Annotated in this window: 28 protein-coding genes, 1 tRNA gene and 1 riboswitch; of the genes, 14 read left to right on the top strand and 15 right to left on the bottom strand. The window is 71.0% G+C overall.

The genetic code is table 11. The features are described 5' to 3' along the window. Nucleotides 1-44: 44 nt before the first annotated feature. Nucleotides 45-1883 (top strand): NHL domain-containing thioredoxin family protein, encoded by a 1839-nt coding sequence (locus tag AB0B85_RS29735; protein ID WP_357412411.1) that lies wholly within the window; start codon nucleotides 45-47, stop codon nucleotides 1881-1883. A gap of 31 nt (nucleotides 1884-1914) precedes the next feature. Here the strand turns inward: AB0B85_RS29735 and AB0B85_RS29730 are convergent, their stop codons facing one another. The 3 genes from AB0B85_RS29730 to AB0B85_RS29720 are packed head-to-tail and all read right to left on the bottom strand — an operon-like array spanning nucleotide 1915 to nucleotide 4173. Next, nucleotides 1915-2664 (bottom strand): 5-oxoprolinase subunit PxpA, encoded by a 750-nt coding sequence (locus AB0B85_RS29730; protein ID WP_357412409.1) that lies wholly within the window; start codon nucleotides 2662-2664, stop codon nucleotides 1915-1917. Next, on the bottom strand, nucleotides 2648-3511 hold the full coding sequence (locus AB0B85_RS29725; RefSeq protein ID WP_357412407.1) for a biotin-dependent carboxyltransferase family protein: 864 nt from the start codon (nucleotides 3509-3511) through the stop codon (nucleotides 2648-2650). Before AB0B85_RS29725 ends, AB0B85_RS29730 begins: the two co-directional genes overlap by 17 nt. Next, nucleotides 3508-4173 (bottom strand): carboxyltransferase domain-containing protein, encoded by a 666-nt coding sequence (locus tag AB0B85_RS29720; protein ID WP_357412405.1) that lies wholly within the window; start codon nucleotides 4171-4173, stop codon nucleotides 3508-3510. The genes AB0B85_RS29725 and AB0B85_RS29720 overlap by 4 nt, the downstream gene beginning before the upstream one ends. Before the next feature lie 107 nt (nucleotides 4174-4280). Here AB0B85_RS29720 and AB0B85_RS29715 point away from each other — a divergent pair, with 107 nt between their 5' ends. Then, complete coding sequence (locus AB0B85_RS29715; RefSeq protein WP_357412403.1) at nucleotides 4281-4958, top strand: hemolysin III family protein; 678 nt, start codon at nucleotides 4281-4283, stop codon at nucleotides 4956-4958. 100 nt (nucleotides 4959-5058) lie between these two features. Here the strand turns inward: AB0B85_RS29715 and AB0B85_RS29710 are convergent, their stop codons facing one another. After that, the gene (locus AB0B85_RS29710; protein WP_357412401.1) at nucleotides 5059-5346 is read right to left on the bottom strand and encodes a DUF6458 family protein; all 288 of its coding nucleotides are present in this window, start codon (nucleotides 5344-5346) and stop codon (nucleotides 5059-5061) included. A gap of 112 nt (nucleotides 5347-5458) precedes the next feature. On the opposite strand from AB0B85_RS29710, the gene AB0B85_RS29705 reads away from it, so the two are divergent. Next, a complete protein-coding gene (locus AB0B85_RS29705; RefSeq protein ID WP_357412399.1) occupies nucleotides 5459-5998 on the top strand; it encodes a histidine phosphatase family protein in 540 nt (179 codons plus the stop codon). Nucleotides 5999-6044: 46 nt separating this feature from the next. Here the strand turns inward: AB0B85_RS29705 and AB0B85_RS29700 are convergent, their stop codons facing one another. From AB0B85_RS29700 to AB0B85_RS29685, 4 genes are all read right to left on the bottom strand, one after another. Further along, nucleotides 6045-6314 (bottom strand): DUF6458 family protein, encoded by a 270-nt coding sequence (locus AB0B85_RS29700; protein ID WP_030487564.1) that lies wholly within the window; start codon nucleotides 6312-6314, stop codon nucleotides 6045-6047. 311 nt (nucleotides 6315-6625) lie between these two features. Continuing rightward, the gene (locus AB0B85_RS29695; protein ID WP_357412441.1) at nucleotides 6626-8482 is read right to left on the bottom strand and encodes an acyl-CoA dehydrogenase; all 1857 of its coding nucleotides are present in this window, start codon (nucleotides 8480-8482) and stop codon (nucleotides 6626-6628) included. 118 nt (nucleotides 8483-8600) lie between these two features. Beyond that, nucleotides 8601-9725, bottom strand: coding sequence for a PP2C family protein-serine/threonine phosphatase (locus tag AB0B85_RS29690; protein WP_357412439.1), 1125 nt, complete (start codon nucleotides 9723-9725; stop codon nucleotides 8601-8603). Between the two features lie 104 nt (nucleotides 9726-9829). Continuing rightward, entirely contained in the window at nucleotides 9830-10468 is a 639-nt protein-coding gene (locus AB0B85_RS29685) for a septal ring lytic transglycosylase RlpA family protein (RefSeq protein ID WP_357412397.1), read from the bottom strand. 187 nt (nucleotides 10469-10655) lie between these two features. On the opposite strand from AB0B85_RS29685, the gene AB0B85_RS29680 reads away from it, so the two are divergent. Continuing rightward, on the top strand, nucleotides 10656-11207 hold the full coding sequence (locus AB0B85_RS29680; RefSeq protein ID WP_357412394.1) for a phosphoribosyltransferase family protein: 552 nt from the start codon (nucleotides 10656-10658) through the stop codon (nucleotides 11205-11207). A gap of 49 nt (nucleotides 11208-11256) precedes the next feature. Continuing rightward, a complete protein-coding gene (locus AB0B85_RS29675) occupies nucleotides 11257-11688 on the top strand; it encodes an ASCH domain-containing protein (RefSeq protein WP_357412392.1) in 432 nt (143 codons plus the stop codon). Nucleotides 11689-11771: 83 nt separating this feature from the next. Here AB0B85_RS29675 and AB0B85_RS29670 read toward each other — a convergent pair whose 3' ends face one another. Next, complete coding sequence (locus AB0B85_RS29670) at nucleotides 11772-12653, bottom strand: LLM class flavin-dependent oxidoreductase (RefSeq protein ID WP_357412391.1); 882 nt, start codon at nucleotides 12651-12653, stop codon at nucleotides 11772-11774. Nucleotides 12654-12701: 48 nt separating this feature from the next. Between AB0B85_RS29670 and AB0B85_RS29665 the strand changes: the two genes are divergently transcribed. From AB0B85_RS29665 to AB0B85_RS29650, 4 genes are all read left to right on the top strand, one after another. Continuing rightward, complete coding sequence (locus AB0B85_RS29665; protein ID WP_357412388.1) at nucleotides 12702-13196, top strand: GNAT family N-acetyltransferase; 495 nt, start codon at nucleotides 12702-12704, stop codon at nucleotides 13194-13196. A 57-nt stretch (nucleotides 13197-13253) separates the two neighbouring features. Beyond that, entirely contained in the window at nucleotides 13254-13448 is a 195-nt protein-coding gene (locus AB0B85_RS29660; RefSeq protein ID WP_357412386.1) for a hypothetical protein, read from the top strand. A gap of 131 nt (nucleotides 13449-13579) precedes the next feature. After that, nucleotides 13580-14284: a dihydrofolate reductase family protein gene (locus tag AB0B85_RS29655; RefSeq protein ID WP_357412384.1), complete on the top strand. Its 705-nt coding sequence runs from the start codon at nucleotides 13580-13582 to the stop codon at nucleotides 14282-14284. A gap of 31 nt (nucleotides 14285-14315) precedes the next feature. Beyond that, nucleotides 14316-14960: a dihydrofolate reductase family protein gene (locus AB0B85_RS29650; protein ID WP_357412382.1), complete on the top strand. Its 645-nt coding sequence runs from the start codon at nucleotides 14316-14318 to the stop codon at nucleotides 14958-14960. 24 nt (nucleotides 14961-14984) lie between these two features. On the opposite strand, the gene AB0B85_RS29645 is transcribed toward AB0B85_RS29650, so the two are convergent. After that, on the bottom strand, nucleotides 14985-15350 hold the full coding sequence (locus tag AB0B85_RS29645; RefSeq protein ID WP_357412379.1) for a VOC family protein: 366 nt from the start codon (nucleotides 15348-15350) through the stop codon (nucleotides 14985-14987). A gap of 127 nt (nucleotides 15351-15477) precedes the next feature. Here AB0B85_RS29645 and AB0B85_RS29640 point away from each other — a divergent pair, with 127 nt between their 5' ends. Together AB0B85_RS29640 and AB0B85_RS29635 are read left to right on the top strand one after the other, a co-directional pair. Further along, nucleotides 15478-16272, top strand: coding sequence for a hypothetical protein (locus AB0B85_RS29640; RefSeq protein WP_357412377.1), 795 nt, complete (start codon nucleotides 15478-15480; stop codon nucleotides 16270-16272). After that, entirely contained in the window at nucleotides 16262-16615 is a 354-nt protein-coding gene (locus tag AB0B85_RS29635; RefSeq protein WP_357412374.1) for a transcriptional regulator, read from the top strand. The genes AB0B85_RS29640 and AB0B85_RS29635 overlap by 11 nt, the downstream gene beginning before the upstream one ends. A gap of 125 nt (nucleotides 16616-16740) precedes the next feature. Here AB0B85_RS29635 and AB0B85_RS29630 read toward each other — a convergent pair whose 3' ends face one another. Then, nucleotides 16741-17244, bottom strand: coding sequence for a hypothetical protein (locus AB0B85_RS29630; protein ID WP_357412372.1), 504 nt, complete (start codon nucleotides 17242-17244; stop codon nucleotides 16741-16743). Between the two features lie 215 nt (nucleotides 17245-17459). Between AB0B85_RS29630 and AB0B85_RS29625 the strand changes: the two genes are divergently transcribed. After that, nucleotides 17460-18392 carry an NAD-dependent epimerase/dehydratase family protein gene (locus AB0B85_RS29625; protein WP_357412370.1) on the top strand — a complete coding sequence of 311 codons (933 nt, stop codon included), beginning with the start codon at nucleotides 17460-17462 and terminating at the stop codon, nucleotides 18390-18392. Between the two features lie 64 nt (nucleotides 18393-18456). On the opposite strand, the gene AB0B85_RS29620 is transcribed toward AB0B85_RS29625, so the two are convergent. From AB0B85_RS29620 to AB0B85_RS29610, 3 genes are all read right to left on the bottom strand, one after another. Next, nucleotides 18457-18735, bottom strand: a complete 279-nt coding sequence (locus AB0B85_RS29620; RefSeq protein WP_357412367.1) for a hypothetical protein — start codon at nucleotides 18733-18735, stop codon at nucleotides 18457-18459. Nucleotides 18736-18907: 172 nt separating this feature from the next. Further along, nucleotides 18908-18981 (bottom strand) — tRNA-Gly (locus AB0B85_RS29615). A gap of 323 nt (nucleotides 18982-19304) precedes the next feature. After that, complete coding sequence (locus tag AB0B85_RS29610) at nucleotides 19305-19868, bottom strand: pyridoxamine 5'-phosphate oxidase family protein (protein ID WP_357412366.1); 564 nt, start codon at nucleotides 19866-19868, stop codon at nucleotides 19305-19307. A gap of 99 nt (nucleotides 19869-19967) precedes the next feature. On the opposite strand from AB0B85_RS29610, the gene dcd reads away from it, so the two are divergent. Next, on the top strand, nucleotides 19968-20546 hold the full coding sequence (gene dcd, locus AB0B85_RS29605; RefSeq protein ID WP_285792496.1) for a dCTP deaminase: 579 nt from the start codon (nucleotides 19968-19970) through the stop codon (nucleotides 20544-20546). Between the two features lie 62 nt (nucleotides 20547-20608). Here dcd and AB0B85_RS29600 read toward each other — a convergent pair whose 3' ends face one another. Beyond that, entirely contained in the window at nucleotides 20609-21649 is a 1041-nt protein-coding gene (locus tag AB0B85_RS29600; RefSeq protein ID WP_357412364.1) for an NlpC/P60 family protein, read from the bottom strand. A 13-nt stretch (nucleotides 21650-21662) separates the two neighbouring features. Continuing rightward, nucleotides 21663-21798: riboswitch (cyclic di-AMP (ydaO/yuaA leader) on the bottom strand. A 234-nt stretch (nucleotides 21799-22032) separates the two neighbouring features. Between AB0B85_RS29600 and AB0B85_RS29595 the strand changes: the two genes are divergently transcribed. After that, nucleotides 22033-24000 (top strand): N-acetylmuramoyl-L-alanine amidase, encoded by a 1968-nt coding sequence (locus AB0B85_RS29595; protein ID WP_357412362.1) that lies wholly within the window; start codon nucleotides 22033-22035, stop codon nucleotides 23998-24000. The last annotated feature ends 20 nt before the right edge of the window (nucleotides 24001-24020 follow it).

Raw genomic sequence — 24020 nt, 5'->3', positions numbered from 1 at the left:
CCGGGTCACGGCGGTCGGGACTGCGGCGTGGCAGGCTGGCAGGCATGGGAACGACAGCGCGTGTACGTGCGCCCGAACTGCGGGGCCGCCAGTGGCTCAACACGGGCGGACGGAACCTGACCTTGCAGGACCTTCGCGGCAAGATCGTGGTCGCGGACTTTTGGACGTTCTGCTGCATCAACTGCCTGCACGTGCTCGACGAACTGCGCCCGCTTGAGGAGAAGTACGGCGACGTGCTCGTCGTGATCGGTGTGCACTCGCCGAAGTTCGAGCACGAGAAGGACGCGGACGCCCTCGTCGCGGCCGTCGAGCGGTACGGGGTGCACCACCCCGTACTCGACGATCCCGAGATGGACATGTGGCAGCAGTACGCGGCCCGGGCCTGGCCGACCCTCTCGGTGATCGACCCCGAGGGTTACGTGGTGGCCACCATGGCGGGCGAGGGTCACGCCGAGGGGCTGGCCCGGTTGATCGACGAGCTGATCGCCACCCACGAGGCCAAGGGCACCCTGCACCGGGGCGACGGCCCGTACGTTCCGCCGCCGGCCCCGGAGACGGCGCTGCGCTTCCCGGGTAAGGCGGCGCTGCTGCCGAACGGGAACCTGCTGGTCTCGGACTCGGCCCGGCACTCACTTGTCGAGGTTGCTCCCGACGGCGAGACGCCGGTGCGTCGGATCGGCTCGGGCGAGCGGGGCCGGGTCGACGGGCTGGCTCCTGCGGCGACGTTCTCCGAGCCGCAGGGGGTGTGCCTGCTGCCCACGCATGTCGCCGAGGTCGCCGGCTACGACCTGGTGGTGGCCGACACCGTCAACCACCTGCTGCGCGGTGTGCGGCTGGAGTCCGGCGAGGTGGTCACCGTGGCCGGCAGCGGCCGGCAGTGGCGTGCCGAGGTCGACGACCACGCCCACGACGCCCTCGCTGTGGATCTCTCGTCCCCGTGGGACCTGGCCTGGTACGACGACAAGTTGATCATCGCGATGGCCGGTATCCACCAGCTGTGGTGGTTCGACCCGATCAAGCGGACCGCCGGCATGTACGCCGGCACCACTGTCGAGGCGCTGCGCGACGGCCCACTGGCCGAGGCGTGGATGGCGCAGCCGTCCGGGCTCTCCGTCTCCGCCGACGGTGCGCGGCTGTGGATCGCCGACAGCGAGACCAGTGCTCTGCGGTACGTCGAGAACGGTGTGCTGGGCACCGCCGTCGGGCAGGGCCTGTTCGACTTCGGGCACGTGGACGGTCCGGCGGAGTCGGCGCTACTGCAACACCCGCTCGGTGTGTGCGCCCTGCCGGACGGCTCGGTGCTGATCGCGGACACGTACAACGGCGCGGTTCGTCGCTTCGACCCGGCCACCAACCAGGTCTCCACAGTCGCCGACGGGTTGGCCGAGCCGAGCGACCTGGTGCTCACCCCGGCCGGCGAGGTGCTGGTGGTGGAGTCCGCCGCGCACCGGCTGACCCGGCTCGCCCCGGGTGCCCTGTCGGCGGCCGGTGCCAGCACTGTCGACGGCCCCCGGCACCGCACCGAGCGCAAGCCGACCGACGTCGCGGCCGGTGAGGTCACCCTGGACATCGTCTTCACCCCCGCGCCGGGGCAGAAGCTGGACGAGACGTTCGGGCCGTCGACCCGGTTGGTGGTCTCCGCGTCACCGCCGGAGCTGCTGGTGGAGGGTGCGGGCACGGGCACCGACCTGTCCCGTCGGCTGGTGCTCAACAGCGAGGTCACCGCCGGGGTGTTGCAGGTGACCGCCCAGGCGGCCACCTGCGACGCGGACGTCGAACACGCGGCGTGCCACCTGACCCGGCAGGACTGGGGCGTACCGGTCCGGGTCGTCGACGGTGCGGTGACCCGACTCCCGCTGGTCCTCCGCGGCCTGGACGCCTGACGTGTGGAGGGGCCCGTGCGGGCCCCTCCTCTCACGCGAACGGTGCCAGGGACACGTCGGCGTCGATGAGGGTGGCGCGGACCAACTCGGCGGCGGAGACCGCGCCCGGGGTGTCGCCGTGCACGCAGATCGAGTCGACCGAGCAGGGGATGACGGTGCCGTCAACCGCCACCACGATCCGTTCGGTGGCCATCCGCGCCGCCCGTTCCGCCACCTGCTCCGGGTCGGTGATCACCGCGCCGGGTGTGCCGCGCGGCACCAGCGCCCCGTTGGGCAGGTAGGCACGGTCGGCGAAGGCCTCCGCGACGACCGGCAGGCCCGCGCCGACAGCGAGTTGGGCGAGCGTCGACCCGGGTAGGCAGAGCACCGGCAGCTCGGGGTCGTAACCGGTGACCGCCGCGACCACCGCCGCCGCCTGGGATTCGTTGGTGCTGGCTGCGTGGTAGAGCGCGCCGTGCGGTTTGAGGTAGCGGACCCGGGTGCCGAACAGCCGGCAGAACGCGTCGAGCGCCCCCAGTTGGTAGGTCACCTCGTCGCGTAGTTCGGCGAAGTCGTACGCGATGTGCCGTCGACCGAAGCCGGCCAGGTCCCGGTAGCCGACCTGCGCGCCCACCGCGACCCCCCGTCGCGCGGCGCCCTCGCAGACCCGCCGCATGGTGGACGGGTCGCCACCGTGGAAGCCGCAGGCGACGTTGGCGGAGGTGACGAGGCTCAGCAGCGCCTCGTCGTCGCCGAGCCGCCAGATGCCGAATCCCTCACCCAGGTCAGCGTTGAGGTCCATGGAATCTGACGGTAGTACCTGGCCGGGCCTGCGCGAGCGCTGTCACGTCGCTGACCACCCCGATGACGGGGTATCCACCGGTGGTCGGATGGTCGGCGAGGAAGATCAGGGGCTGTCCGTCCGCCGGCACCTGCACCGCGCCGAGCACGATGCCCTCGCTCGGCAGTTCGCCGGCCACCGCGCGGGGCAGCGCCGCGCCGGCGAGCCGCGCCCCGACCCGGTTGCTCACCGGGCTGACGGTGTACGCGGTGCCGAACAGCCTGTCGAACGCGGTCGGCGTGAACCAGTCCTCCCGAGGGCCGGGATGCAGCAGCAGGTGCAGTTCCGACGCCGGCGCGGCGGTGACGGTCAGGTCCACCGGCGCGGGCGGGCCGTGGGGCTCGCCGAGCGGCAGCCGGTCGCCGTCACGCAGCGGAGCCGGCCCGAGCCCGGCGAGGGTGTCGGTGGCCCGACTGCCGAGTACCGGCGACACGTCGATGCCACCCGCCACCGCCAACCAACTCCGTACGCCCTGACGGGCCGGGCCGATCCGCAGCACCGTCCCGGCCGGCACGGTGAGTGGCCGTCCGGTGTCGCCGGGGCGATCGCCCGCCTGGACCGTCACCTCGGCCCCGGTGACCGCCACAGTGGTGGCCCGGGTCAGCCGCAGCGTGCAACCGGACAGGGTGACCTCCAGGCCCGCGGCGTGCTCCGGGTTTCCGACCAGCCGGTTGGCCAGCCGCAGCGCCGCCGGGTCGAGGGCACCGGAGCGGGGTACGCCCAGGTGTGCCCAACCGGGCCGGCCCAGATCCTGCACGGTGGTGAGTGCGCCGGCGCGCAGCACCTCGACAGCGGCCGGACGGGTCATGCCGCCGCCATCCGGACCTGGGTGCCGGGTCCGAGTCGGGCCGGGGGATCGGCGTGCACGTCGAAGAGGACCAACTCGGTCCGGCCGACCAACAGCCATCCCCCGGGGGACGCGCTCGGGTAGATGCCCGCGTACGGGCCGGCCAGCGCGACCGACCCGGCCGGCACCCGGGGGCGGGGGGTGGCGAGCCGGGGCAACGCCAACTCGTCGGGCAACCCGGTCAGGTAGGGAAACCCGGGGGCGAAGCCGCAGAACGCGACCCGGAACCGGGTGCCGGTCAGCCGGCGTAGCACTGTCGGCACGTCCACGCCCCACTGCTCGGCCACCACCGGCAGGTCCGGCCCGTCGAAGACGACAGGCACGACCACCTCCGCCGCGGCACCGGCACTGTCGCCCGCCCCGCCGCCGGCCCCGACAACGCCCACCGCTGTCACGCCGGGCGCCCATCGGGCCAACTGCTCGGCCGTGCCGGCCGGGTCGGGCAGGCCGTCGAGCAGGACCGTGCTGGCCGCGGGGACGATCTCGACGGCGACCAGGTCACCCTGGGCCCGACGCCGCCACAGCTCGGCCCGCCACGCTTCCACGAGCGCGGCGTCGGAAGAGCCGGCCGGGGCGGTGCAGTCGATGAGCAGGGCTCGCGCCCCGACGGGTCGGATCCGCATCCGCTCATCCTCGCCGATGTCGTGCCGGTACGGAGTTCGCGACGACGGTGCCACGCGTCACCCACACCACTACTTGCAGGTAACCTACGGTGCCGTAGCCTGACTGTGTGAGCACTTCCGCCCCGCTTCGCCTGAAGCCGGTCGACATCGGTAAGCCCCGGATGCGCGGCTGGCTACACACGTACGCCTTCTTCGTGGCCGTGGTCTGCGGCATCGTGCTGTACTCGATCGCCGCCACCCGCCCGGGGTGGGCACCCCTGGTCAGCTGCCTGATCTACAGCGTCACGGTGTGCGGGCTCTTCGGCACCAGCGCGCTCTACCACCGTCGGGTGTGGTCGGAGCGCGGCTACCAGGTGATGCGCCGGATGGACCATTCGATGATCTTCGTGTTCATCGCCGGCACGTACACACCGCTCTGCACGATGCTGCTCGCGCCCCGGCCGGCCACCGTGATGCTGGCCCTGGTCTGGGGTGGTGCGCTGGCCGGCGTTGCGGTCACGATGGTCTGGCCGCACGCGCCGCGCTGGGTGTCCGCGCCGCTATACCTGGCGCTGGGCTGGGTGGCGGTGGCCATGCTGCCGGAGATCCTGCACGGTGGCGGCGTCGCGGCACTGGTCTTGCTGATCGCCGGTGGCGCGATCTACAGCGCCGGCGCGGTCTGTTACGCGTTGCGCCGGCCCAATCCGTGGCCGACCGTCTTCGGTCACCACGAGTTCTTCCACGCCTGCACGCTGCTGGCAGCGCTCTGCCACCACATCGCGATCTACCTCGCGCTGTTCGCCTGACCTTCCGGGCCGACGAAGCCCGGGACCGTCCGCGACGCCGGGCCAATACGCGAGCCGGGGCCCCGCGACGCTGCGGGACCCCGGAGTTCGCGAGCGAGGATCAGACCGGCCGGCCCGGCCGACGCACCTCGCGGTACTCCTGCACAACCTGGTTGTCCTGGACCGGCACGACCCGGTCAGCCACCACGCGCTCCTCGCGGACCGGTGCGGCGACCACTGTGCGACGGCGGCTGTTCCAGAAGTAGAGGGTGGCGATCAGGCCGGCGACACCGGCCAGCATCAGCACCCAGCCGACCACTGACAGGTTCAGCCAGCCCAGATCGGCGTCCACGGCGAACGCGAGGATCGCGCCCAGCGCGATCAAGAAGATGCTGCCACCAATGCCCATGTCTCGCTCCTCGGCTCTAACCTGGCGTACGACGCGCCGCGGCCGTCGGTAGGGGTGCGGCATCCATCGACTTACCCAGGCACAGAGATCGCCAATCGGGCAAGCTGGGGGCATGACGGACGCTGACTCCGAGATGCGGACTCTGGTGTTGCTGCGGCACGCGAAGGCCGAGCAGGGCAGTGACGCGGCAGATGATGCCGAGCGCCCACTCAGTGCCCGTGGGGAGGCGGACGCGGCAGCGGCGGGTGCCTGGCTGGCGCACCACGGGTTGCTGCCGGACGTGGTGATCTGCTCGACGGCGAGACGTACCCGGCAGACCTGGCACGGGGTGGCGATGGGGATGACCGGCACGCCACCGGAGGGTGGCCCGGCCGGTCCGCGGCCAACTGTTCGTTACGAGCCCGGCGCGTACGACGCCCACCCGGAGGAGTTGTTGGCGCTGGTGCGTACGGTCGACGCAGCGGCCCGGACCGCCCTGTTGATTGCCCACAACCCGGGCATATCGCTGTTCGCGGGCCTCCTCGACCCGACAGGTGCGCCAGATGAGGGTTTGCGGACCGCCGAACTGTCGGTGCACCGTGGCCGGTTCGCCTGGATGGAGTTGGCGCCGGCGGGAGCGCCGGTCTCGGCCCGTCACATCGCACGCGGCTGAGCCACCCGTCGATCATCGACGGGTGGCTCAGCGGGATGTGCCGGCGTCAGGACGGCGGCGCGGTTGGTGGCGGTGGGTCTGGCGGTGGCGGCATCATCGCCGTCGGATGGGAGAGCCGGTTCTCCTCGACGATGAGGGTCCGGGCCCGCTTGCGCCGGTCCTGCCAGAACCAGACAGTGGTCAGCAGTACGGCCAGCCCGGCCAGGATGAAGACCCAGCCGACCGCCCGCACGTCGATCCACCAGACGTTGGCCCTCAGTGCGAAGGTCAGGATCGCGCCGATCGCGATGAGAAAAATGCCGCTTCCTACACCCATGTGCGCTGCACTCCCCCGTGCGGTGGCTCTGGGCGTTCCCTTTCGAGGTCACGCGACGGTTACCCGCCACGACGCCGGCATACCCGGCGGGGCTGGCCCAATGCGTGCCGGCCCTCGCAGCCGGGCCGTCCGACGCGACGAGGCCGGTCCGGAGCCGCCGCGATCCGGAGCCGCCACCCCGCTCTGTCGGCGACGCGCGGCGGCCCCGGACCCGGACGCGGCGACGGCCGGCGGGGCATGTCGCCCTCGCCGGCCGTCGGTGTCGGTACCGGGTGGTGCGACCCGGAACCGTCAGCCGTGCCGTGGTGCGGTCAGAAGGCCTCCTCCGGGAGGTCCATGATGTCGAGATCGGTGCCCTCGATGATCCGCCGGTCGGCGCCGATGCGGGGCAGCACCTCGCGGGCGAAGAAGCGGGCGGCGGCCACCTTGCCGGTGTAGAACGCCTTGTCGCTGGCGGTGACCTCGCCGGCCAACGCCTTCAGCGCCACGTCGGCCTGCTTCTGCAGCAGCCAGCCGACCACCAGGTCGCCGATCGCCAGTAGGAACCGCCGGCTGCTCAGCCCGACCTTGTAGAGCGCGCGGGTGTCGCCGCCCTGCGCCTCGCCCAGCCAGCCGGTCATGACGCCCAGGATGTTCTGGACCTCGACGAGCGCCTTGCCAAGCGCCTGCCGCTCCTCCTTGAGCTGGCCGTTGCCCGCCTCGGAGGAGATGAATTCCTGGATCTCGCTGGCTACCGCCATCAGCGCCTTGCCGTTGTCGCGGACGATCTTGCGGAAGATCAGGTCCAGGCTCTGGATGGCGGTGGTGCCCTCGTACAGGGTGTCGATCTTCGCGTCCCGGACGTACTGCTCCAGCGGGTAGTCCTGCAGGAACCCGGAGCCGCCGAAGGTCTGCAGGGCCTCGTGCCCGAGCAGCTCGTAGGCCCGCTCCGAGCCGACGCCCTTGACCAGCGGCAACAGCAGGTCGTTCACCCGCTTGGCAAGCTTGGTGGCCTTCTCGTCGCCGGCGGCCTCGGCGATGGCGACCTTGTCCTGCCAGCTGGCGGTGTAGAGGACAAGGGCACGGAGACCTTCGGCGTACGACTTCTGCAGCAGCAGCGAGCGGCGGACGTCCGGGTGGTGGGTGATGGTGACCCGCGGGGCGGTCTTGTCCGCCTGCTGGATCAGGTCGGCGCCCTGCACCCGGCTCTTCGCGTACTCCAAAGCGTTGAGGTAGCCGGTGGAGAGGGTGGCGATGGCCTTGGTGCCCACGAGCATCCGGGCGTACTCGATGATCATGAACATCTGCCGGATGCCGTCGTGCTTGTCGCCGAGCAGCCAGCCCTTGGCCGGTACGCCGTGCTCGCCGAAGGTCAGCTCGCAGGTGTTGGAGACCTTCAGGCCCATCTTGTGCTCGACGTTCGTGGTGTAGACGCCGTTGCGTTCACCCAGCTCGCCGGTGGTCTCGTCGAAGTGGAACTTCGGCACCACGAAGAGCGACAGACCCTTGGTGCCGGGGCCACCGACGCCCTCCACCCCGACCGGGCGGGCCAGCACGTAGTGCACGATGTTGTCACTCAGGTCGTGCTCGCCCGAGGTGATGAAGCGCTTCACGCCCTCGATGTGCCAGGAACCGTCGGGCTGCTGGATCGCGCGGGCGCGGCCGGCGCCGACGTCCGAGCCGGCGTCCGGCTCGGTGAGCACCATCGTGGAGCCCCACTGCTTGTCGATGAAGAGCTTGGCCCACCGCTTCTGCTGCTCGTTGCCCTCGACCTCCAGGACGTGCGCGAAGGAGGGGCCGGAGGCGTACATCCAGATCGGGGCGTTGGAGCCGAGCACCAGTTCGGCCATCGCCCACCAGAGGGCGCGGGGCGCGTTGGTGCCGCCCAGGTGCGGCGGCAGGTCCAGGCGCCAGAACTCGGAGTCCATGAATGCCTGGTACGACTTCTTGAACGACGCCGGCAGCGGCGCGGTGTGGGTGGCCGGGTCGAACACCGGCGGGTTGCGGTCACTGTCCGTGTAGCTGGCGGCGAGCTCCCCGCGAGCGAGGCGGTCCAGCTCGGCGAGGAACGTGCGGGCGGTGTCGGTGTCGAGATCCGAGTACGGCTCCTGGCCGAACGACCGGTCGGCACCGAAGACCTCGAACAGGTTGAACTCAAGGTCCCGCAGGTTGCTCTTGTAGTGGGTCATGCTCACTGGCCCCGCTTCCGGACAGGTGTTACCGATCAGTAACCCCGACTGTATTACTCGCGGGTAGGCAGCGACAAGCGGATGAGCCAAGTGACGGCGATTACACACTCCGCTCGGGTCAGCTCTCGGCGGCGCCGAACTCCCAACTCGGTACGGCCGCCGCCGCGCCGGTACGGGCACCGACGTACTCCATCAGCACCAGGGCGATGTCGTCGTCGAGCCGGCCGTGCACCCACTCGACCAGGGCGGTCTCCAGGGAGGCCAGCCCGTCGGCGACGGTGCCGTGACCGAGCAGCCGCCAGGCGCGGTCGGCGGTGGGAAAGAACTCACCATCCCGCCGCGCCTCGCCGAGACCGTCGGTGAACAGCAGCAGCCGGTCTCCCGGCTCCAGGCGCTCGACCCGCGGGCGGACCACCGGCATGAACCCGAGCGGGGGTGCCGGCGCCGGTGGTTCCAGCGGAATCACCGCACCCCGGCGCAGCAGCAGCGGTGACGGATGCCCGCAGTTGACGATGGTCAGTGTGCCGCCGCGCTCCTCGACAAGCGCGGCGGTCACGAAGTCCTCGTCGCCGACGTTACGAGCCACCGCGCGGTCCAGGTCGGCGACCACGGCGCGCAGGTCGGCCCGCTCGTACGCCACGTGCCGGTAGGAGCCGAGAACGATGCTCGCCAGCCGAACCGCGTCCAGACCCTTGCCGCGCACGTCACCGATGATCATGCGGACGCCGTAGGGCGTGTCGATCGCCTCGTACAGGTCACCACCGATCTCGGCCGTCGCGGTGGAGGAGATGTAGCGTCCCGCCACCGAGAGCGTCCCGACCTGGGGCCCGAGCGGACGCAGCACCGCCTGCTGGGCCACCGACGCGAGTTTGGTCAGCTCGACGATCTGCTCCGCCTGCCGCTGCCGGACCGACGCCACCGCCACCGCCAATCCGGTGGCGACCGCGACCGCGACAACGCTGACCGGGGTGATCATCGACATCTTCGGCTCGGTCAGGGCGAAGCCGGCACCGGTCAGGGTCGCCACGATGCCCACCCCCAGCACCACAGGCCAGGACGCCACGGCGGCGGCCAGCCACGGTACGGCCGACAACAGTGCGACGTAGTGCGCGAACCGGCCGTCCGCCGCCTCCACCGCCGACACGATCCCGAGCAGGACAAGGGCCGCGCCGAGGCCGGCGCGGGATCCGGGGCTCAGCGGGCGACGGCCCGGCTGGAGGAGTCGCGTGGGTACGACTGACAGTTTGCCTGATCCACGTGAGTCGGTGAATGAACCTGACCCGTCGTCCGAGAAGGTTCTGTCCGGCCGGCCCTGTCGACCGGCCGAATCGGCGCGACCCGACCCGGTCAGCCGAGGACCTCGTAGCGGACGGTGAGCGCGCCCACGTCGACCGAGGCGATGGTGGCGAACGCGGCCCGGGAGAGGTCCAGGCAGCGGCCGTCGATGAACGGGCCGCGGTCGTTGATCCGCACCACTACCGACTTGCCGTTTGCCGGGTTGGTCACCCGGACCTTGGTGTTGAACGGCAGCGTCTTGTGCGCGGCGGTGAGCGCGCTCGGGTTGAACGACTCACCGTTGGCGGTCAACTGCCCGTCGGAGTAGAACGACGCGCCACACGAGCCGCTCTCCAGGACCTTCGCTGCCGCGGTGGTCTTCTTCACGGTCGGCTTCGGCGTCGGCTTCGGCGGCGCCGTACGGGTCTTGCCCCGGGAGGCCGCCTGCTGCGACCGGATGGCCGACGGGCTGGCGGACCCGCTCGGCGACGGGCTGACGGTCGGGGAGACGGCCGGGGAACTGGGGGTGAGGCTGCTCGCGGCGGTGCTCGGGGTGAGGTCGAGGCTCGCCTGCTCCGCCTGGCCGGAGCCGGAGGTCAGCTGCACGGCACCGAACGTGCCCCCGACGGCGAGGGCGACGCCGACCGCCGCGGTGGCCACGATGCCCGCCGGAGAGGAGAAGATGCGGGTACGGGAGTGCTTGGCTGCCACCGGCCCGGTCCTTTCGTCGTCTGAACAAACCGGGTCGGACCGTAACGAGAGAAGCACTTCCGACGTCAACGTGATCATGGTGGTATGCCCGTAATTGCACTGGTACGTGTAGCCGATCATCCGATCCGGGGTGGGCCGGCCGGCCCGGGTGCCGGCGCACCGACCACGGTTGCCGCAGGATGAGCGGATGCCCGCTGAGCTGACCGCACGCCTGGCCACCCTGTTCCAGTGGATCGACCCCGGACCGGACAGCAGTCACCTGGTCAGCGACATCTCCGGCTGGTGGCGGGACCCGGCGGTGCTGGCCGAACTCGGACCGGCCCTGGTCGCGCCGTACCGGGCCGCCAGGCCGACGGTGGTGCTCGCCCCGGCGGTCACCGGGCTGCTGCTCGGGCCGTTGGCCGCCACCGCCCTCGGGGTCGGCTTCGTGGCCGCCCACAAGCCCGGCGACGGCCGGTTGCCGGGCGGGCCGCTCACCTGGGCGCAGAGCCCACCGGACTACCGGGGTCGGCGGGTCGACCTGGCCGTCCGGGACCGGCACCTCGGCCCCGGCGACCGGGTCCTGGTGGTGGACGACTGGGTGCGTACCGGCGCCCAACTCCACGCCCTGTACGACATCTGCTCCGCACGCGGTGCCGACGTGCTGGGCACGGCGGTGGTGGCCGTCGACTGCCCGCCGGACGTCGCGGCCGAGCTACGCGTCACCGGCCTGATCAACGCGGCGGATCTGCCCGCCTGACTGCGTATTGCGGCGGCGGGCTGAGCCGTGCTGGCCTAGCCTCGGCAGGATGTGGCCTCGGATCGGTGAACTGCGCACCCTCGCCCTCGGCACGCCGGGTGAGCTGCGGACGACCCTCAACACCCTGGTACTCGCCGGGGTGAAGACGGCGACGGCCGGGCGGCTCGCCGAGTACGCGGACGAAGGCGAGGAGTTGGAGCACGTCGGCGAACGGTTGGCGCTTGTCGACGACGACAACGCACTTGCCGGCGTAGTCGAGATCACCGAGGTGGAGGTGGTCCGCTTCGCGCAGGTGTCCTGGGACTTCGCCCACGCCGAGGGCGAGGGTGACCGCTCGATCGAGGAGTGGCGGGCCGGGCACTCGGCCTACTGGGCGCGGCTCGGCACCCCGGTCGACGGCGACACCCCGATCGTCTGCCTCCGGCTACGGCTGGTCTCCGCCGGCGAGGGCGGCGTGGCCAGCGGCGACCTCGGCACCTGAGCCGGTCGCGTCGGCAGCGCGGGCTGACGCCACCGGTCCGCCGCCGGCGCTGTCCCGACCGTCAGCGATGCGGGGGCGCGTGGTCAGCCGCGCAGCTCCGGGAGGAGTCTTGTCGCCACGTCCACCAGGATGGCCTCGTCGCCCGCGTACCAACTGCTGGCCCGCGGCCAGTGCGTCACCACGTCGGTGAAGCCGAGGTCGGCGGCCCGGCCGACCTGATCGGCGAAGAACTGCGCACTGCTGAGCGAGAAGACCGGCGCGGCGTCCAGTGAGAGATAACGGTCCAGGGTGGCCGGATCGCGGTCGGCCTCGGCCAGCGCCCGGTCCATCCGCGCGGAGAGGGCGACCACGCTGTCCCACCAGCCGGCCAGGTCGTTGTCGTCACCGGTGCCGGTGGTCACCCAGCCCTGACCGAAGCGCGCCACCAGCCGCATCGACCGGGGTCCGTTGGCGGCCATCACGAACGGCACCCGGGGTTGCTGCACGCAGCCGGGGTTGTTGCGGGCATCGACGGCGGCGAACCAGTCACCACGCCAGGTGGTGCCGTCCTCGCGAAGGACCAGGTCCAGCAGTTCGGTGAACTCGGCGAACCGTTCGACCCGCTGGCGCGGTGGCAGCGTCTCGCCGCCCAGCACCGCCGAGTCGAACCCGATGCCGCCCGCGCCCAGGCCGAGCAGCAGTCGACCGGCCGAGACGTCGTCCACGGTGGTGATCTGCCGGGCGAACGCGGCCGGGTGCCGGAAGTTCGGCGACGCGACGAGGGTGCCCAGCCGGATGCGGGAGGTCACCGAGGCGGCGGCGGTGAGCGTGGCCATCGAGTCGAACCACGGGCCGTCGACGAGGTCCCGCCAGCCCAGGTGGTCGTACGTCCAGGCGTGGTCGAAGCCCCACTCGTCGACCTGCCGCCAGCGACGCTGCGCCTCCGCCCAACGCTGGTCCGGCAGGATCACGATGCCAATGCGCATGATCGCCAGCCTAGCCGGGCCGGAACGGGGTGCCCTAGCATCGCGGTGATGCGAAGAAGCGGGCCGGCGGTACGACCGGCGGAGTTGTCAGACGTACCGGCACTCGTGGAGCTGCGCCTGGCGAACGCCGCCGCGCACCTCGCCCTGGACCCGGACGTCTACCGGCTGCCGCAGCGCGAGGCGGTCGCCCAGCACTTCACGACAGCGCTCACCGCCGAAGCCGGCCGCGACGCGATCCTCGTCGCGGAGTTGAACGGGCAGGTGGTCGGGATGGTCGAGGTGCTGCGCCTACCCGAACCGCCAGCGCACCAGATCCTGCGCCCCGAGCCGTCGGCACAGATCCACACTGTGGTGTCGGACTCGACCAGGGGGCGCGGGGTGGGTGCGGCACTGCTCGACGCGGCCGACCGGTGGGCGACCGAGAACGGGATCACCAGCCTGTCGGCGGGCATCCACCACCGCAACGACGGCGCGGTGCACTTCTACCGCCGCCACGGCTACGCACCCTCGGGCACCTCCTTGAACAGGCAACCCGGGGCCTAGATCCGGCACCACCGCTCGGGGCCACCACGGGGCCGTCGCTGCGGCTACCGTTCCGCTGTGGACCTACACGCTCAGCGCGTCGCCACCGTGCGATCGTTCGGCACGGTGGCGCTCGTGGCCGGCTTCATGACCTCGCTGATCACCATGGCATCCGCGTACCACGGGCTTGAGCCGCACATCCTCGCCACCTTCCTCATCCTGATCGGCCTTGGTCTGCGGATCGAGGCGGCGATCGTCGACCGGAGGTCGTAGCTCCATGCCGGGCCTGAGCATGAGGTGACGCACGTCACACCTCGATCCGGTAGGGAGACGCCGTTCGGCGCCGACCCCTCGGCGAGCGACATCCGTTGGTGAGGTGTCAGCCGAGGAGAGGACCAGACGCAATGACGAAGGTGACGGCACAGCTGTCGGTGTCGGTGGACGGCTGCTACGCCGGCCCACGGTTCGACGGAGACGGCGACTGGATGGACTCGGCGGAGAGCGCCAAGTTCTTCCGGGTCACCCGGTGGGCGACCGAGGCGGCGGCCTGGCGCGAACGGCAGGGTTTTGCCGGCGGGGAGCAGGACGCCAACTCCGAGGTGATCGCCGAGTCGTTCGGCGCGGCCGGCGCGTACGTGATGGGGCGCCGGATGGCCGACGGCGGTGAGGTGCCCTGGGGTGAGGAGCCGCCGTTTCGCGCGCCGGTCTTCGTCGTCACGCACCGCCCTCGCCAGCCGCTGCTGCGCGGCGGAGGCACCAGCTTCACCTACGTCACCGATGGCGTGGCCAGCGCCGTCGAGCAGGCCCGCGCCGCGGCCGGTGGCAAGAACGTCGCGGTGGCCGGGGGTGGCAGCCTGGTGCGGCAGGTGATCGAGGCCGGCCTGCTCGACGAGTTGGAGCTGCACGTCGTACCCGTCGTGCTCGGCACCGGTCTCCGACTGTTCGACGCGGACCTCGACCTCGGCGAGAAGGAGGGGTTCGAGCTGACGCCGACCCGGGTGATCCACACCCCGCAGGTCACCCACATCCGGTACGAGGTGCGCGGTCGTGCCCCGCTCGTGCTCGACGACCGGGGTAGGGGTGGCGGCCCGACGGTGACCGCCAACTGAACCCGGCCCGTCTACCCGAGAGGGGATCCTCATGCCGCAACTGCTGCGGGTGCAGTGCTTCAACGTTTCGCGCGACGGGTTCGGCACCGGGGAGGGGCAGAGCCTGGAACGGCCCTTCGGCCACGCCGACCCCACCCCGCTGTTCTCCTGGCGGGCTGCCACCGCGAGCTTCGTGTATCGCACCGAGCCGGGTGGCACCCGCGGCCTGGACGACTACCTGACCCGCGATGCCGAGTGCAACATCGGCGCGGAGATCATGGGTCGCAACAAGTTCGGCCCCCAGCGTGGCCCCTGGGAGAACCATGACTGGCAGGGCTGGTGGGGCGACAACCCGCCGTTCCACACGCCGGTCTTCGTGCTCACCCACCACGTGCGCCCGTCGTTCGCCCTCGCCGACACCACGTTCCACTTCGTCAACGCCAGCCCGGCCGAGGCGCTGGCCCAGGCGAAGCAGGCTGCCGCCGGCCGGGACGTACGCCTCGGGGGTGGGGTCGCCACCATCCGCGAGTTCATCGAGGCGGACCTGGTCGACACGATGCACATCGCCGTCGCGCCCGTCGACCTGCACCGGGGCGAGCGGCTGTGGGGAAGCCCCGACGAACTGCTGGACCGCTTCCACCTCGAGTCGGTGCCCAGCCCCAGCGGAGTCACCCATCTGCTGTTCTGGCGACGATGACCCCGCCCTTGCCCGGCACACACCCTAGAGCCGGGCCAGCACCAGCAGTCGGTTGCCGTCGGGGTCGGTGACCCGCGCGGACCGCTCACCCCAGGGCTGGTCCACCGGCTCCTCGGTGACTGTCGCTCCACCGGTGCGCAGCGCGCCGACGGCCGCGTCGCAGTCGTCGGCGTAGACGCACAACTCCCAGCGGTGCGACTCGGCCGGCCCGCCCGCCTCCGGGTTGGCGGCCAGGCCGAGCTCGCTACTGCCCAGCCGGAGAGCGACGAACTCCGGGACGCCGTGGGCGGGGAACCGGTAGGTCAGCTCGAAGCCGACCACGTCCCGGTAGAACGCGACAAGTCGTGGCAGGTCAGGTGTCGTCACGATCGGAAAAGCCTCGGTGAACACGAACCACCTCCACGCCGGACCCTAGCCGGTGCCGGGTCCGGCAGGAACCACCACTGTCGATCCCCCGGATGCCGTCGGCGCGCTGAACCGCTTGCGCAAAATGGTTTGTGATGCAAATCTATTGGCAGTGCAGCACCCGCGCAGCAGCCTGGAGGCCACCGTGTCGGACCGATGGAGCACCACGCCGAACAGCGGCGACGCACCAGGAGAGCTGCTGGCCTCGGTGACCGCCCTCCAGCGGCGCACCAGGGCCGTCCGCAACGCCTACTGGCTGCCGCTGCTGCTGTTCGGCCTGCTGATGACGGCAGCCGCCCCGCTGTACGTCGAGTCGGTCGAACCGCCCGCGCTGCGCGCCGGGCCGGAAAACCCCGCCCTGACCGGCCTGGGTGGGCACTTCCTCGAACGCTCGGCGGCGCTCGGCTGGTACTGGCTGGCGGCGCTCATCGGCGGTTACCTGCTGAGCCTCTGGTGGTATCGGTGGCATGGTGTGCGGGTGGGCGTCCAGACACCGACTCGGCCGTACGTCATCGCCGGCATCGTGGGCACCATCGTCGGGCTCGTGCTGCCGATCGTGCTGCGGTACCTGCTGCTCAACACGGGTGCGGTGATCTCGACCGGGACCAACTGGTTGACCACACCGCTGCTGGGCATCTCCAACCGCGGGATGATCCCGCACCTGGTCATCGCGGCGGGCCTACTGGTCCTGGCCCGACTGGAACGCAGCCGCGGCCTGATGGTAGTGGCCACGGTCTACGTCGCGGCAATCGTCCTCGTGACCATCTACTTCCAGACCGCCGACTTCGAACCGGGGGACCTGAACCGCCACAGCTTCCTGCTGGCGGCCCTGCTGCCCGCACCGATCCTGCTCGTCGGCGGCGGCATCGCCCTGCTCAACACGATCAGAGGTCGGCGTGACCAGTAACGCGGCGGCCGGCGGCCCGGGCAACGGCGGGCACCCGACGAACGGGCTCAGCGACACCGTCCACCAACGCAACCGGCTCGGCATCCTCACCATCGCGGCGGAGGCCGACCGGGTGGAGGTGGCCTACCTGCGCGACGCCCTCGAACTCACCGCCGGCAACCTCTCCCGACACCTCGCGGTGCTGGAGGAGGCGCAACTCATCCAGATCGAAAGGGGCTATCACGGGCGCCGGCCCAAGACCTGGATCAGGATCACCGCGCAGGGGCAGGCCGCGCTTACCGCCGAGATCGAGGCCCTGCGGGAACTCCTTCGACGCCACCAGGGGTTCCGGGCCGGCACCTGACGGCCAGCCGGGGCCGGGCCGCAACAGCCGGAAGACCACGTGGTGCGAGCGTTCGCCGCACTGGAGGAGCTGACCACGCCTGCGGCGTCGAGGCCGCAGCGCGCGGTGTCACCGACCGGCCAGCGCTAGCTGTCGGTGCCGGCGCCTGCGTCGAGCGCGCCACTGGCACCTGCCCGCACCCGGGTGAGGAACGCCAACACGAGCAGCAGCACCGCGCCCCCGGCACCGATGAGAATCGCGTACGGCGCGGCGACGTCAAGCACGCTGATCCAGGTCGGCGTCGTGTCGTCGTGGACAATGCCCAGTTGGTTCGGGTCGCTGCCGTCGTTCGGCGTGGCCAGCACCCCGGCAGCGCCGTAGGCGGCGAGCACCCCGCAGACCCACGCGATGACGCCCGGCCACCTCGATCCGGCGACGGCGACCCGCCGTGCCGCGATCCACAAGATCGGCAGCAGCACCGCCGTCAGGACCAACCGCAGGTAGGCGAAGACTTCCTCCATGAGGGAGGCGAGCGACCCGCTCATGCTGCTGCCATAGTTGAACAGCTCGTTGAAGTGCACGAGGTCCCAGACCGTCCCGGCGGCACGGAGCAGCAGCCCGACGCTGAGCACGGCAATGGGGAGCGGCATCCAGGTGAGGTGCTGTCGATCTCGGGGTAGCGCGCTAACCGTCACGGCGACCAATCTATAAGGCAGTTGTCAGTAGAGGGTGCCACCGTCGACAGTTCATGCCATGCCGGGCAGCACCTATCGGCCACTTAACCGACCTTTCCGGGCAGTGCGCCTAGTGGCCGCTGCTGGCAGGCCGACCACTGGCGCGTCGCCCGCCATTCCAAGGAGGGGTCATGCACGTGTTGGTGCTGGGCGGTACCCAGTTCGTCGGCCGTGCCATCGTGACGACGCTGCTCGATGACCACGAGGTCACCGTACTCAACAGGGGTTCCAGGCCTTTGTGGGATCCGCGGATTCGGCAGCTCGTCGCGGACCGCAACGACGCCGCGCAGCTGAGGGAACTGAACCTGGCGGGCTTCGACGCGGTCGTCGACGTCTCGGGCACCGAACCTCATCATGTCACCAATGTGCTCGCGGCCCTGCCGGAGCCTCAGCAGCTGCGCTATGTCTTCATCAGCTCGGCCGCCGTCTACAACCGGTCGGTGGCGTCACCGCCGTTCCAGGAGACCGACCAGGCCGACGGCGATGCCATCTGGGGCGGTTACGGCGAGGCGAAAGCGGAGTGCGAGGCCGCGCTGCGAGGCGCCTGCGACACCGGTCTGACCGTCCTGCGGCCGCCCTACGTCTACGGTCCGCACAATCCGGAGCCGCGCGAGCAGTTCCTGTGGGCTCGCTTCCTGGCTGGCCAGCCGGTCTTCGTCCCCGGAGACGGTGGCACCCGCATCCAGTTCTGCCACGTCCAAGCGCTCGCCCAGGTGGTGGCCGCCGCGTGCGCGGGCCAGCTGGGTGCGGGAACGTTCAACGTGGGCGAGCCGGCCAGCTACACCCTGCGCGAGTACCTCGCGATCCTCGGGGAGGTCGCCGGAGTACGGCCCACGGTGGTCCCCGCCCCGGACCCCTCCGTCCGCGCGCGTGACTACTTCCCGTTTCGCGACGCAGAACTGGTGCTCGACGTGAGCCGGCTCGCCACGCACGTGCTGGTGAACCACGACGACCTGGTCACCGGTCTGACCAAGACGCTCACCTGGTTTCGCGAGAACGGCGACATCAGCGACGAACCGACCGCGCAGGAGTTGGCCTGGCGAGCCACGACCCGATGGCAGTAGCGGGCAGCGAACCTTCGCGCCGGAATTGGCCCGGTCCAATGGCGCGCGAGACCCCTCGAATCGCCTACCCGCCGCTCGGCGTTCCGCCGTCACTTCCGTAGGCCGCATCCGCCGCCAGACCATCGTTGCCGCCACCGCCCTTGCCGCGAAGCGTGCCCCGCCCAGTACGACGCCCATCCCGAGCGATTTGGCGGGTAGCGGCCCGTGCCGCCCGCAGCACCGCCTCCCGGTCCTGCTGCGAAGCAGCCTGCCTTCGCCGTCGTACGAACATCGTCACCAATGCGGCCAGCCCGCACACCAGCGCGAGGAACAACAGCCCCGATGCCGCCCAAACGACAGTCATGCCTGGACGGTAGATGGTGCACCCAAGGCATGTCATCGGTCAGGCAGCGGTGGAGGCCTTACCGGATCGGGGCCGCGCTTCGACGTCGCCGGCATCGTCCAGCCGCATGATCCTCGACCGTGAACATCGAAGGCCCTGGCCGGGACTGTCGTCCTGGCCAGGGCCTTGATCGTGGAGCGGGTGACGGGAATCGAACCCGCACTGTCAGCTTGGGAAGCTGATGTTCTGCCATTGAACTACACCCGCAAGCGGCACCACTGTACCCGAGTCGTCGAGCCTGTGCACCCAGGTACCCCGGCCCGCCGATTGTCCGCGCGCCGCTCCGCCTCGGCCGGCCCACGTTGATCCACTCGGCTTCCTGAAAGTCGGGGCATCCGAGCGGCCGGGATACCGCGACTTCACCAAAACCGAGTCGATCACCCCCGGCAGCGACCCACGAGGCGCGGCTCGCGGGCGGCACGGCACGGCACGGCCTCGCGGGCGGCACGGCGCGGGCGGCGCAGGGCGGGCGTACAGACGGTGCCGGCTCCGTCGGGGACGGAGCCGGCACGGACTGTCTCTGGTCGTGGTCAGGCGGCAGTGCACTGGACGTCACGGCTGCGGCGGGTCGGGCGGGACTGCGGGACGGCGAGCGGCGCGGCGGCCGTCGTCGGCGACGGGGCGTGCGGGTCGAGCCAGACCCGAACGGCCGGCCGACCCGGCGCGAGGCCCGGAATGCCGGCGGTGTGCTGCTCGCGACGGGTCAGCATCGCCACGTCGACGGTGAACTCGAACAGTTGCCAGTCGACCCGTGGCTCGGCGCGGGCGCCCTGGGCCAACCGGGCGACACGCGCCGGATCGGTCACCGGACGGGCACGGCCAGCCACATACGCCTCGTCGTCGCTCTCCTCCGGCGGGAACGAGTGCAGCGCGTAGCGGCCGTCGCGTTCGAGGTCACGGCGCTTCGGGGAGTCGATGATGAAGCAGAACAGGCCCTCGTCGGTGATGACCGGGGAGACCGGGTGGACCCGGGGCCCGCCGTCGGCGCGGACGGTGGCCAGGTAGCCGAAGCCCGGCCCGTACTGCTGGAGGAGAACGCGGATCCCGTCGGCGAGTCGGGGCTCGTCGGCGGCGAATTCGGACCAGGAAGCCATGCGAGCATTCTATCGAACAAATGTACGAGCAGCGACCTCGACGCGCTGGTCACCGGCACCGAATCCGGCCAGTTTTGGCAGCGCGGCTATGGTGGTCCGATGCTGCTCTCCGACCGCGACCTGGTCTCCGAGATCAAGGCCGGCACGCTGGGCCTGGAGCCGTTCGAGCCCACCCTGGTCCAACCCTCAAGCATCGACGTACGGCTGGACCGGCTGTTCCGGGTCTTCAACAACCACCTCTACACCCACATCGACCCGGCGATGCAGCAGGACGACCTGACGTCGGCGGTCGAGGTGCCCGACGGGGAGCCGTTCGTGCTGCACCCCGGGGAGTTCGTGCTCGCCTCGACGCTTGAGGTCATCTCGCTGGGCGACCAGCTCGCCGGCCGGCTGGAGGGCAAGAGTTCGCTGGGGCGGCTCGGGTTGCTCACGCACTCCACCGCCGGCTTCATCGACCCCGGCTTCTCCGGTCACGTCACGCTTGAACTCTCCAACGTGGCGAACCTGCCGATCACCCTCTGGCCAGGGATGAAGATCGGGCAGCTCTGCATCTTCCGGCTCTCCTCGCCGGCCGAGCACCCGTACGGCTCGGCGGTCTACGGATCTCGTTACCAGGGCCAGCGGGGTCCGACGCCGAGCCGCGCCTGGCAGCACTGGCGCACCTGGCCGACCCGCTGACCCCGTGACGACGAGGGCCCGCCGCGACGAATCGCGACGGGCCCTTCGGTCAACACCCTCGATCAGGCTGGGCGGCCGTAGCTGTGGATCGGGCCGTCGTCGACCTTCTTCATCTTGACCGGTTGACCGGCCTGCGAGGCGTGCACCACCCAGCCGCCGCCGACGTACATGCCGACGTGGTGGATGTCGCTGTAGTAGAAGACCAGGTCACCGGGGCGCAGGTCGGCCCTGCTGACGTTCTTGGTGACGCGGCTCTGCGCGGCGGCGTTGTGGGGCAGTGACACCCCGGCCTTCGCCCAGGCGGCAAGCATCAGCCCGGAGCAGTCGTACGAGTTCGGTCCCTCGGCACCCCAGACGTAGGGCTTGCCGATCTGCGCGCAGGCGAACTTGACGGCCGTGCCCGCGGCGCCGCCGGGATAGCTGCCGGGGCAGGGCGCCGGGCGCAACGGACCGCCACCACCGCTGCCGTACACCTTGAGGCGCAGCTTCTGCAGCTTGTCGATCTCCTCGTTGATCTGCTTCTTCTTCGCCGCCAGTTGCGCCTCGGTGCGGGTCAACTGGGCCACCATCTGGTCGAGTGGAGCCTTCTGCCCGGCCAACTTGTCGCGCAGGTCGGCCACCTCGCGGACGTCCTGCTGCTGGTTGTGCGCGAAGCGGTCGAGCAGTTCGAGTTGACCGACCACCTCACTCGGTGACCGGCTGCCCAGCACCGCGTTGACGGTAAGCACGTTCTCGCCCTTGTAGGCCCGCACGGCCAGGGCACTGACCTTGTCCATCGCGGCGTCGACCTGACGCTCGAGCGGGGCGATCCGGGCGGCCAGCGCCTCGGCCTGCCTGCGCTTGGCGGCGAGGTCGATCCGGGTGGCGTTGTGCTGTTCGATGATCGGCTCGAGCTTGTTCCAGTCGGCGTCGATCTGGCGCTCGATCTCGGCGACGGACGGGTCGGCGTGGGCCGCCGTGGCGCTGCCGGTCAGGACGACGGCGACGCCGGCCAGTGCGGCGAGCGCGGTGGTGAAGCGGGACCAGCGTGAACGCGGCACGATCGACGTCGGGCCGGCTGCTGCCGACCGCTCGGACGACGGCCGCGGGGCATGGAGTGCCACCGGGGTTCCGTACTCCTTCTTCCTGACCGCCTACCGGGTTAGCTGACGGGTTCGGGCGGGAAGTCGGCGCCCTACCGCAGTGGCTGCGGATTCACCCCGGGGGACATGGGTCCCCGGTTCGTTCGGAAACGACTCGGCGGTGTCGGTCCGTTACCGCCCGGGCTGGACGGAGCTGCTATCGGGCCGACGAATGACCAGAGTAGAGACGCTTGTTACCACTTCGCAACCCGTGCGGCCGTGACACTCCGTACCGATCGGAGAGGGTCACCGACCGTACATGAAAATTTCTTTCCCTCCTTGTCGATGGATGGAAAGGTATTGACGCGGACTCCCGGGCGGCGCGAAGGTGACCTCACCTTCACCCGCGCAATACAGGGGGTTCAATGCATCGTCCAACCCTGCTCGCCGCGACGGTGGCCGCCGTGGTCGCCGCCGCGACCACTGTTCCGCTACCTGCCAACGCCACGACCGCACCAACGACCGACCGCCAGCAGCAGTACGCCGCCGCGGCGGCCGAGTACGGCGTACCGACCGACGTGCTGCTCGGCGTCTCCTACCTGGAGTCCCGCTGGGACAGCAACGCCGGCACCCCCAGCACCAGCGGCGGTTACGGCCCCATGCACCTGACCGACGCCCGACACGTGGCCGCACTGCTGGTGGGCGGTCACCACGACACCGGTACCGAGGACCCGCGCGGCGACGACTCCCGTACCGCGCTGGCACCCGCGCCCCGGCCGGCCGAGGACCCGGCGCCACCCGCCGCCGCGTTGCAGACAGTGGACGCCGCCGCCGCGCTCACCGGCGCGACAGCCGACGCGCTGCGCACCGACGCCTCCGTCAACATCCGGGGCGGCGCCGCGCTGCTGGCGTCGTACCAGCGGGAGTTGGGCGCGCCGGTCGGCGCCGGCACCGACCCGGCCAGCTGGTACGGCGCGGTGGCCCGCTACGCCGGCGCGGACAGCGCCGACGCGGCGGCGGCCTTCGCCGACGAGGTCTTCACCACCATCGGCGCCGGAGAGTCCCGGGTGACCGACGACGGCCAGCGGGTCGCGCTGCCGGCCCGGGCGATCCGCCCGCAACGCTCCTGGCTGGACCGACTGGGTCTGCGCCGGCTCGCCCGACCGGACGGGCTGGAATGCCCCCGGACCATCTCCTGCGAGTGGATTCCGGCGCCCTACGCGGCGTTCGGCGACGGGGACTACGGCAACCATGACCTGTCCGACCGGCCCGCCCGGCAGAAGATCGAGTACATAGTCATCCACGACACCGAGGGAAGCTGGGCCACCACCCTGCAACTCGTGCAGGACCCGACCTACGTGAGCTGGCACTACACGCTGCGCTCGGTGGACGGGCACATCGCTCAGCACGTCAAGACCAAGGACGTCGCCTGGCACGCCGGCAACTGGTACGTCAACGCCAAGTCGGTCGGGTTGGAACACGAGGGCTTCGCGGCGCAGGGCACCTGGTACACCGAGGCGATGTACCGGACGTCGGCGAAACTGGTCCGGCACCTCGCGCTGCGGTTGGGCATCCCGCTGGACCGCCAGCACATCATCGGCCACGACAACGTGCCCGGCACCACCGCCGCGACCGTCCGTGGCATGCACTGGGACACCGGTCCGTACTGGGACTGGACCCACTACTTCGAACTGCTGCACGCGCCCCGGTTGGACACCGGTACCCCGGCCACCGGACTGGTCCGGATCGACCCGGACTTCACCACCAACCAGCCCGCGTTCGTCGGCTGCGTCACCGCCGGTGTGCCGTGCGCGCCGCGCGGCTCCTCGGCGGTGGTGCTGCGCTCCGCGCCGGCTGCGGACGCGCCACTTGTGAACGACATCGCGCTGCGCCCCGACGGCACCCCGAACACGATGGAGGTGTCGGACCACGGTGCCCGTGCCTCCGCCGGCCAGACGTACGCGCTGGCCGGCCGGCAGGGTGACTGGACGGCGATCTGGTACCTCGGGCAGCGGGCCTGGTTCCACAACCCGGCGTCCGCGCCCACCGCCAGCTGGACAGTCGGCCTGGTGGCCACCCCGAAGCCCGGCCGGACCACCATTCCGGTGTACGGGCGGGCCTACCCGGAGGAGGCGGCCTACCCGGCCGGGGTGCCCTACCAGACGATCTCGCCACTGCAGTACACCCTGACCGCCGGGCAGCGGTACGCCGTCGGCGCGGTGCTCCCGGGCGAGTACTACCGGGCCAGCACCGTCGACGGCTCGTCACCCGGTGACTGGACGGTGATCCGCGGCAAGAACTGGTACGCGCAGATCCAGTTCGGCCACCGCATCATGTACGTCGACCTGGCCGACGTGCAGCTCCTGCCGTCCCCGGTGGGCGCACCCCGCTGAGAACCACGACGGCCCCCGGT

Source organism: Micromonospora sp. NPDC049044, from assembly GCF_040649215.1.
GTDB lineage: Bacteria > Actinomycetota > Actinomycetes > Mycobacteriales > Micromonosporaceae > Micromonospora.
The sequence above is the reverse complement of the archived record's forward strand: the minus strand, read 5'-3'. Positions and strand labels throughout refer to the sequence as shown.

Excerpts from the sequence above, each read along its gene's own strand:
- dcd (WP_285792496.1), top strand. The coding sequence starts at position 19,968 with ATGCTGCTCTCCGACCGCGACCTGGTCTCCGAGATCAAGGCCGGCACG.
- AB0B85_RS29670 (WP_357412391.1), bottom strand. The coding sequence starts at position 12,653 with ATGCGCATTGGCATCGTGATCCTGCCGGACCAGCGTTGGGCGGAGGCG.
- AB0B85_RS29655 (WP_357412384.1), top strand. The coding sequence starts at position 13,580 with ATGACGAAGGTGACGGCACAGCTGTCGGTGTCGGTGGACGGCTGCTAC.
- AB0B85_RS29650 (WP_357412382.1), top strand. The coding sequence starts at position 14,316 with ATGCCGCAACTGCTGCGGGTGCAGTGCTTCAACGTTTCGCGCGACGGG.
- AB0B85_RS29735 (WP_357412411.1), top strand. The coding sequence starts at position 45 with ATGGGAACGACAGCGCGTGTACGTGCGCCCGAACTGCGGGGCCGCCAG.
- AB0B85_RS29705 (WP_357412399.1), top strand. The coding sequence starts at position 5,459 with ATGACGGACGCTGACTCCGAGATGCGGACTCTGGTGTTGCTGCGGCAC.
- AB0B85_RS29695 (WP_357412441.1), bottom strand. The coding sequence starts at position 8,482 with ATGACCCACTACAAGAGCAACCTGCGGGACCTTGAGTTCAACCTGTTC.
- AB0B85_RS29700 (WP_030487564.1), bottom strand. The coding sequence starts at position 6,314 with ATGGGTGTAGGAAGCGGCATTTTTCTCATCGCGATCGGCGCGATCCTG.
- AB0B85_RS29710 (WP_357412401.1), bottom strand. The coding sequence starts at position 5,346 with ATGGGCATTGGTGGCAGCATCTTCTTGATCGCGCTGGGCGCGATCCTC.
- AB0B85_RS29630 (WP_357412372.1), bottom strand. The coding sequence starts at position 17,244 with ATGCCGCTCCCCATTGCCGTGCTCAGCGTCGGGCTGCTGCTCCGTGCC.
- AB0B85_RS29595 (WP_357412362.1), top strand. The coding sequence starts at position 22,033 with ATGCATCGTCCAACCCTGCTCGCCGCGACGGTGGCCGCCGTGGTCGCC.
- AB0B85_RS29610 (WP_357412366.1), bottom strand. The coding sequence starts at position 19,868 with ATGGCTTCCTGGTCCGAATTCGCCGCCGACGAGCCCCGACTCGCCGAC.
- AB0B85_RS29730 (WP_357412409.1), bottom strand. The coding sequence starts at position 2,664 with ATGGACCTCAACGCTGACCTGGGTGAGGGATTCGGCATCTGGCGGCTC.
- AB0B85_RS29625 (WP_357412370.1), top strand. The coding sequence starts at position 17,460 with ATGCACGTGTTGGTGCTGGGCGGTACCCAGTTCGTCGGCCGTGCCATC.
- AB0B85_RS29720 (WP_357412405.1), bottom strand. The coding sequence starts at position 4,173 with ATGCGGATCCGACCCGTCGGGGCGCGAGCCCTGCTCATCGACTGCACC.
- AB0B85_RS29680 (WP_357412394.1), top strand. The coding sequence starts at position 10,656 with ATGCCCGCTGAGCTGACCGCACGCCTGGCCACCCTGTTCCAGTGGATC.
- AB0B85_RS29620 (WP_357412367.1), bottom strand. The coding sequence starts at position 18,735 with ATGACTGTCGTTTGGGCGGCATCGGGGCTGTTGTTCCTCGCGCTGGTG.
- AB0B85_RS29665 (WP_357412388.1), top strand. The coding sequence starts at position 12,702 with ATGCGAAGAAGCGGGCCGGCGGTACGACCGGCGGAGTTGTCAGACGTA.
- AB0B85_RS29675 (WP_357412392.1), top strand. The coding sequence starts at position 11,257 with ATGTGGCCTCGGATCGGTGAACTGCGCACCCTCGCCCTCGGCACGCCG.
- AB0B85_RS29725 (WP_357412407.1), bottom strand. The coding sequence starts at position 3,511 with ATGACCCGTCCGGCCGCTGTCGAGGTGCTGCGCGCCGGCGCACTCACC.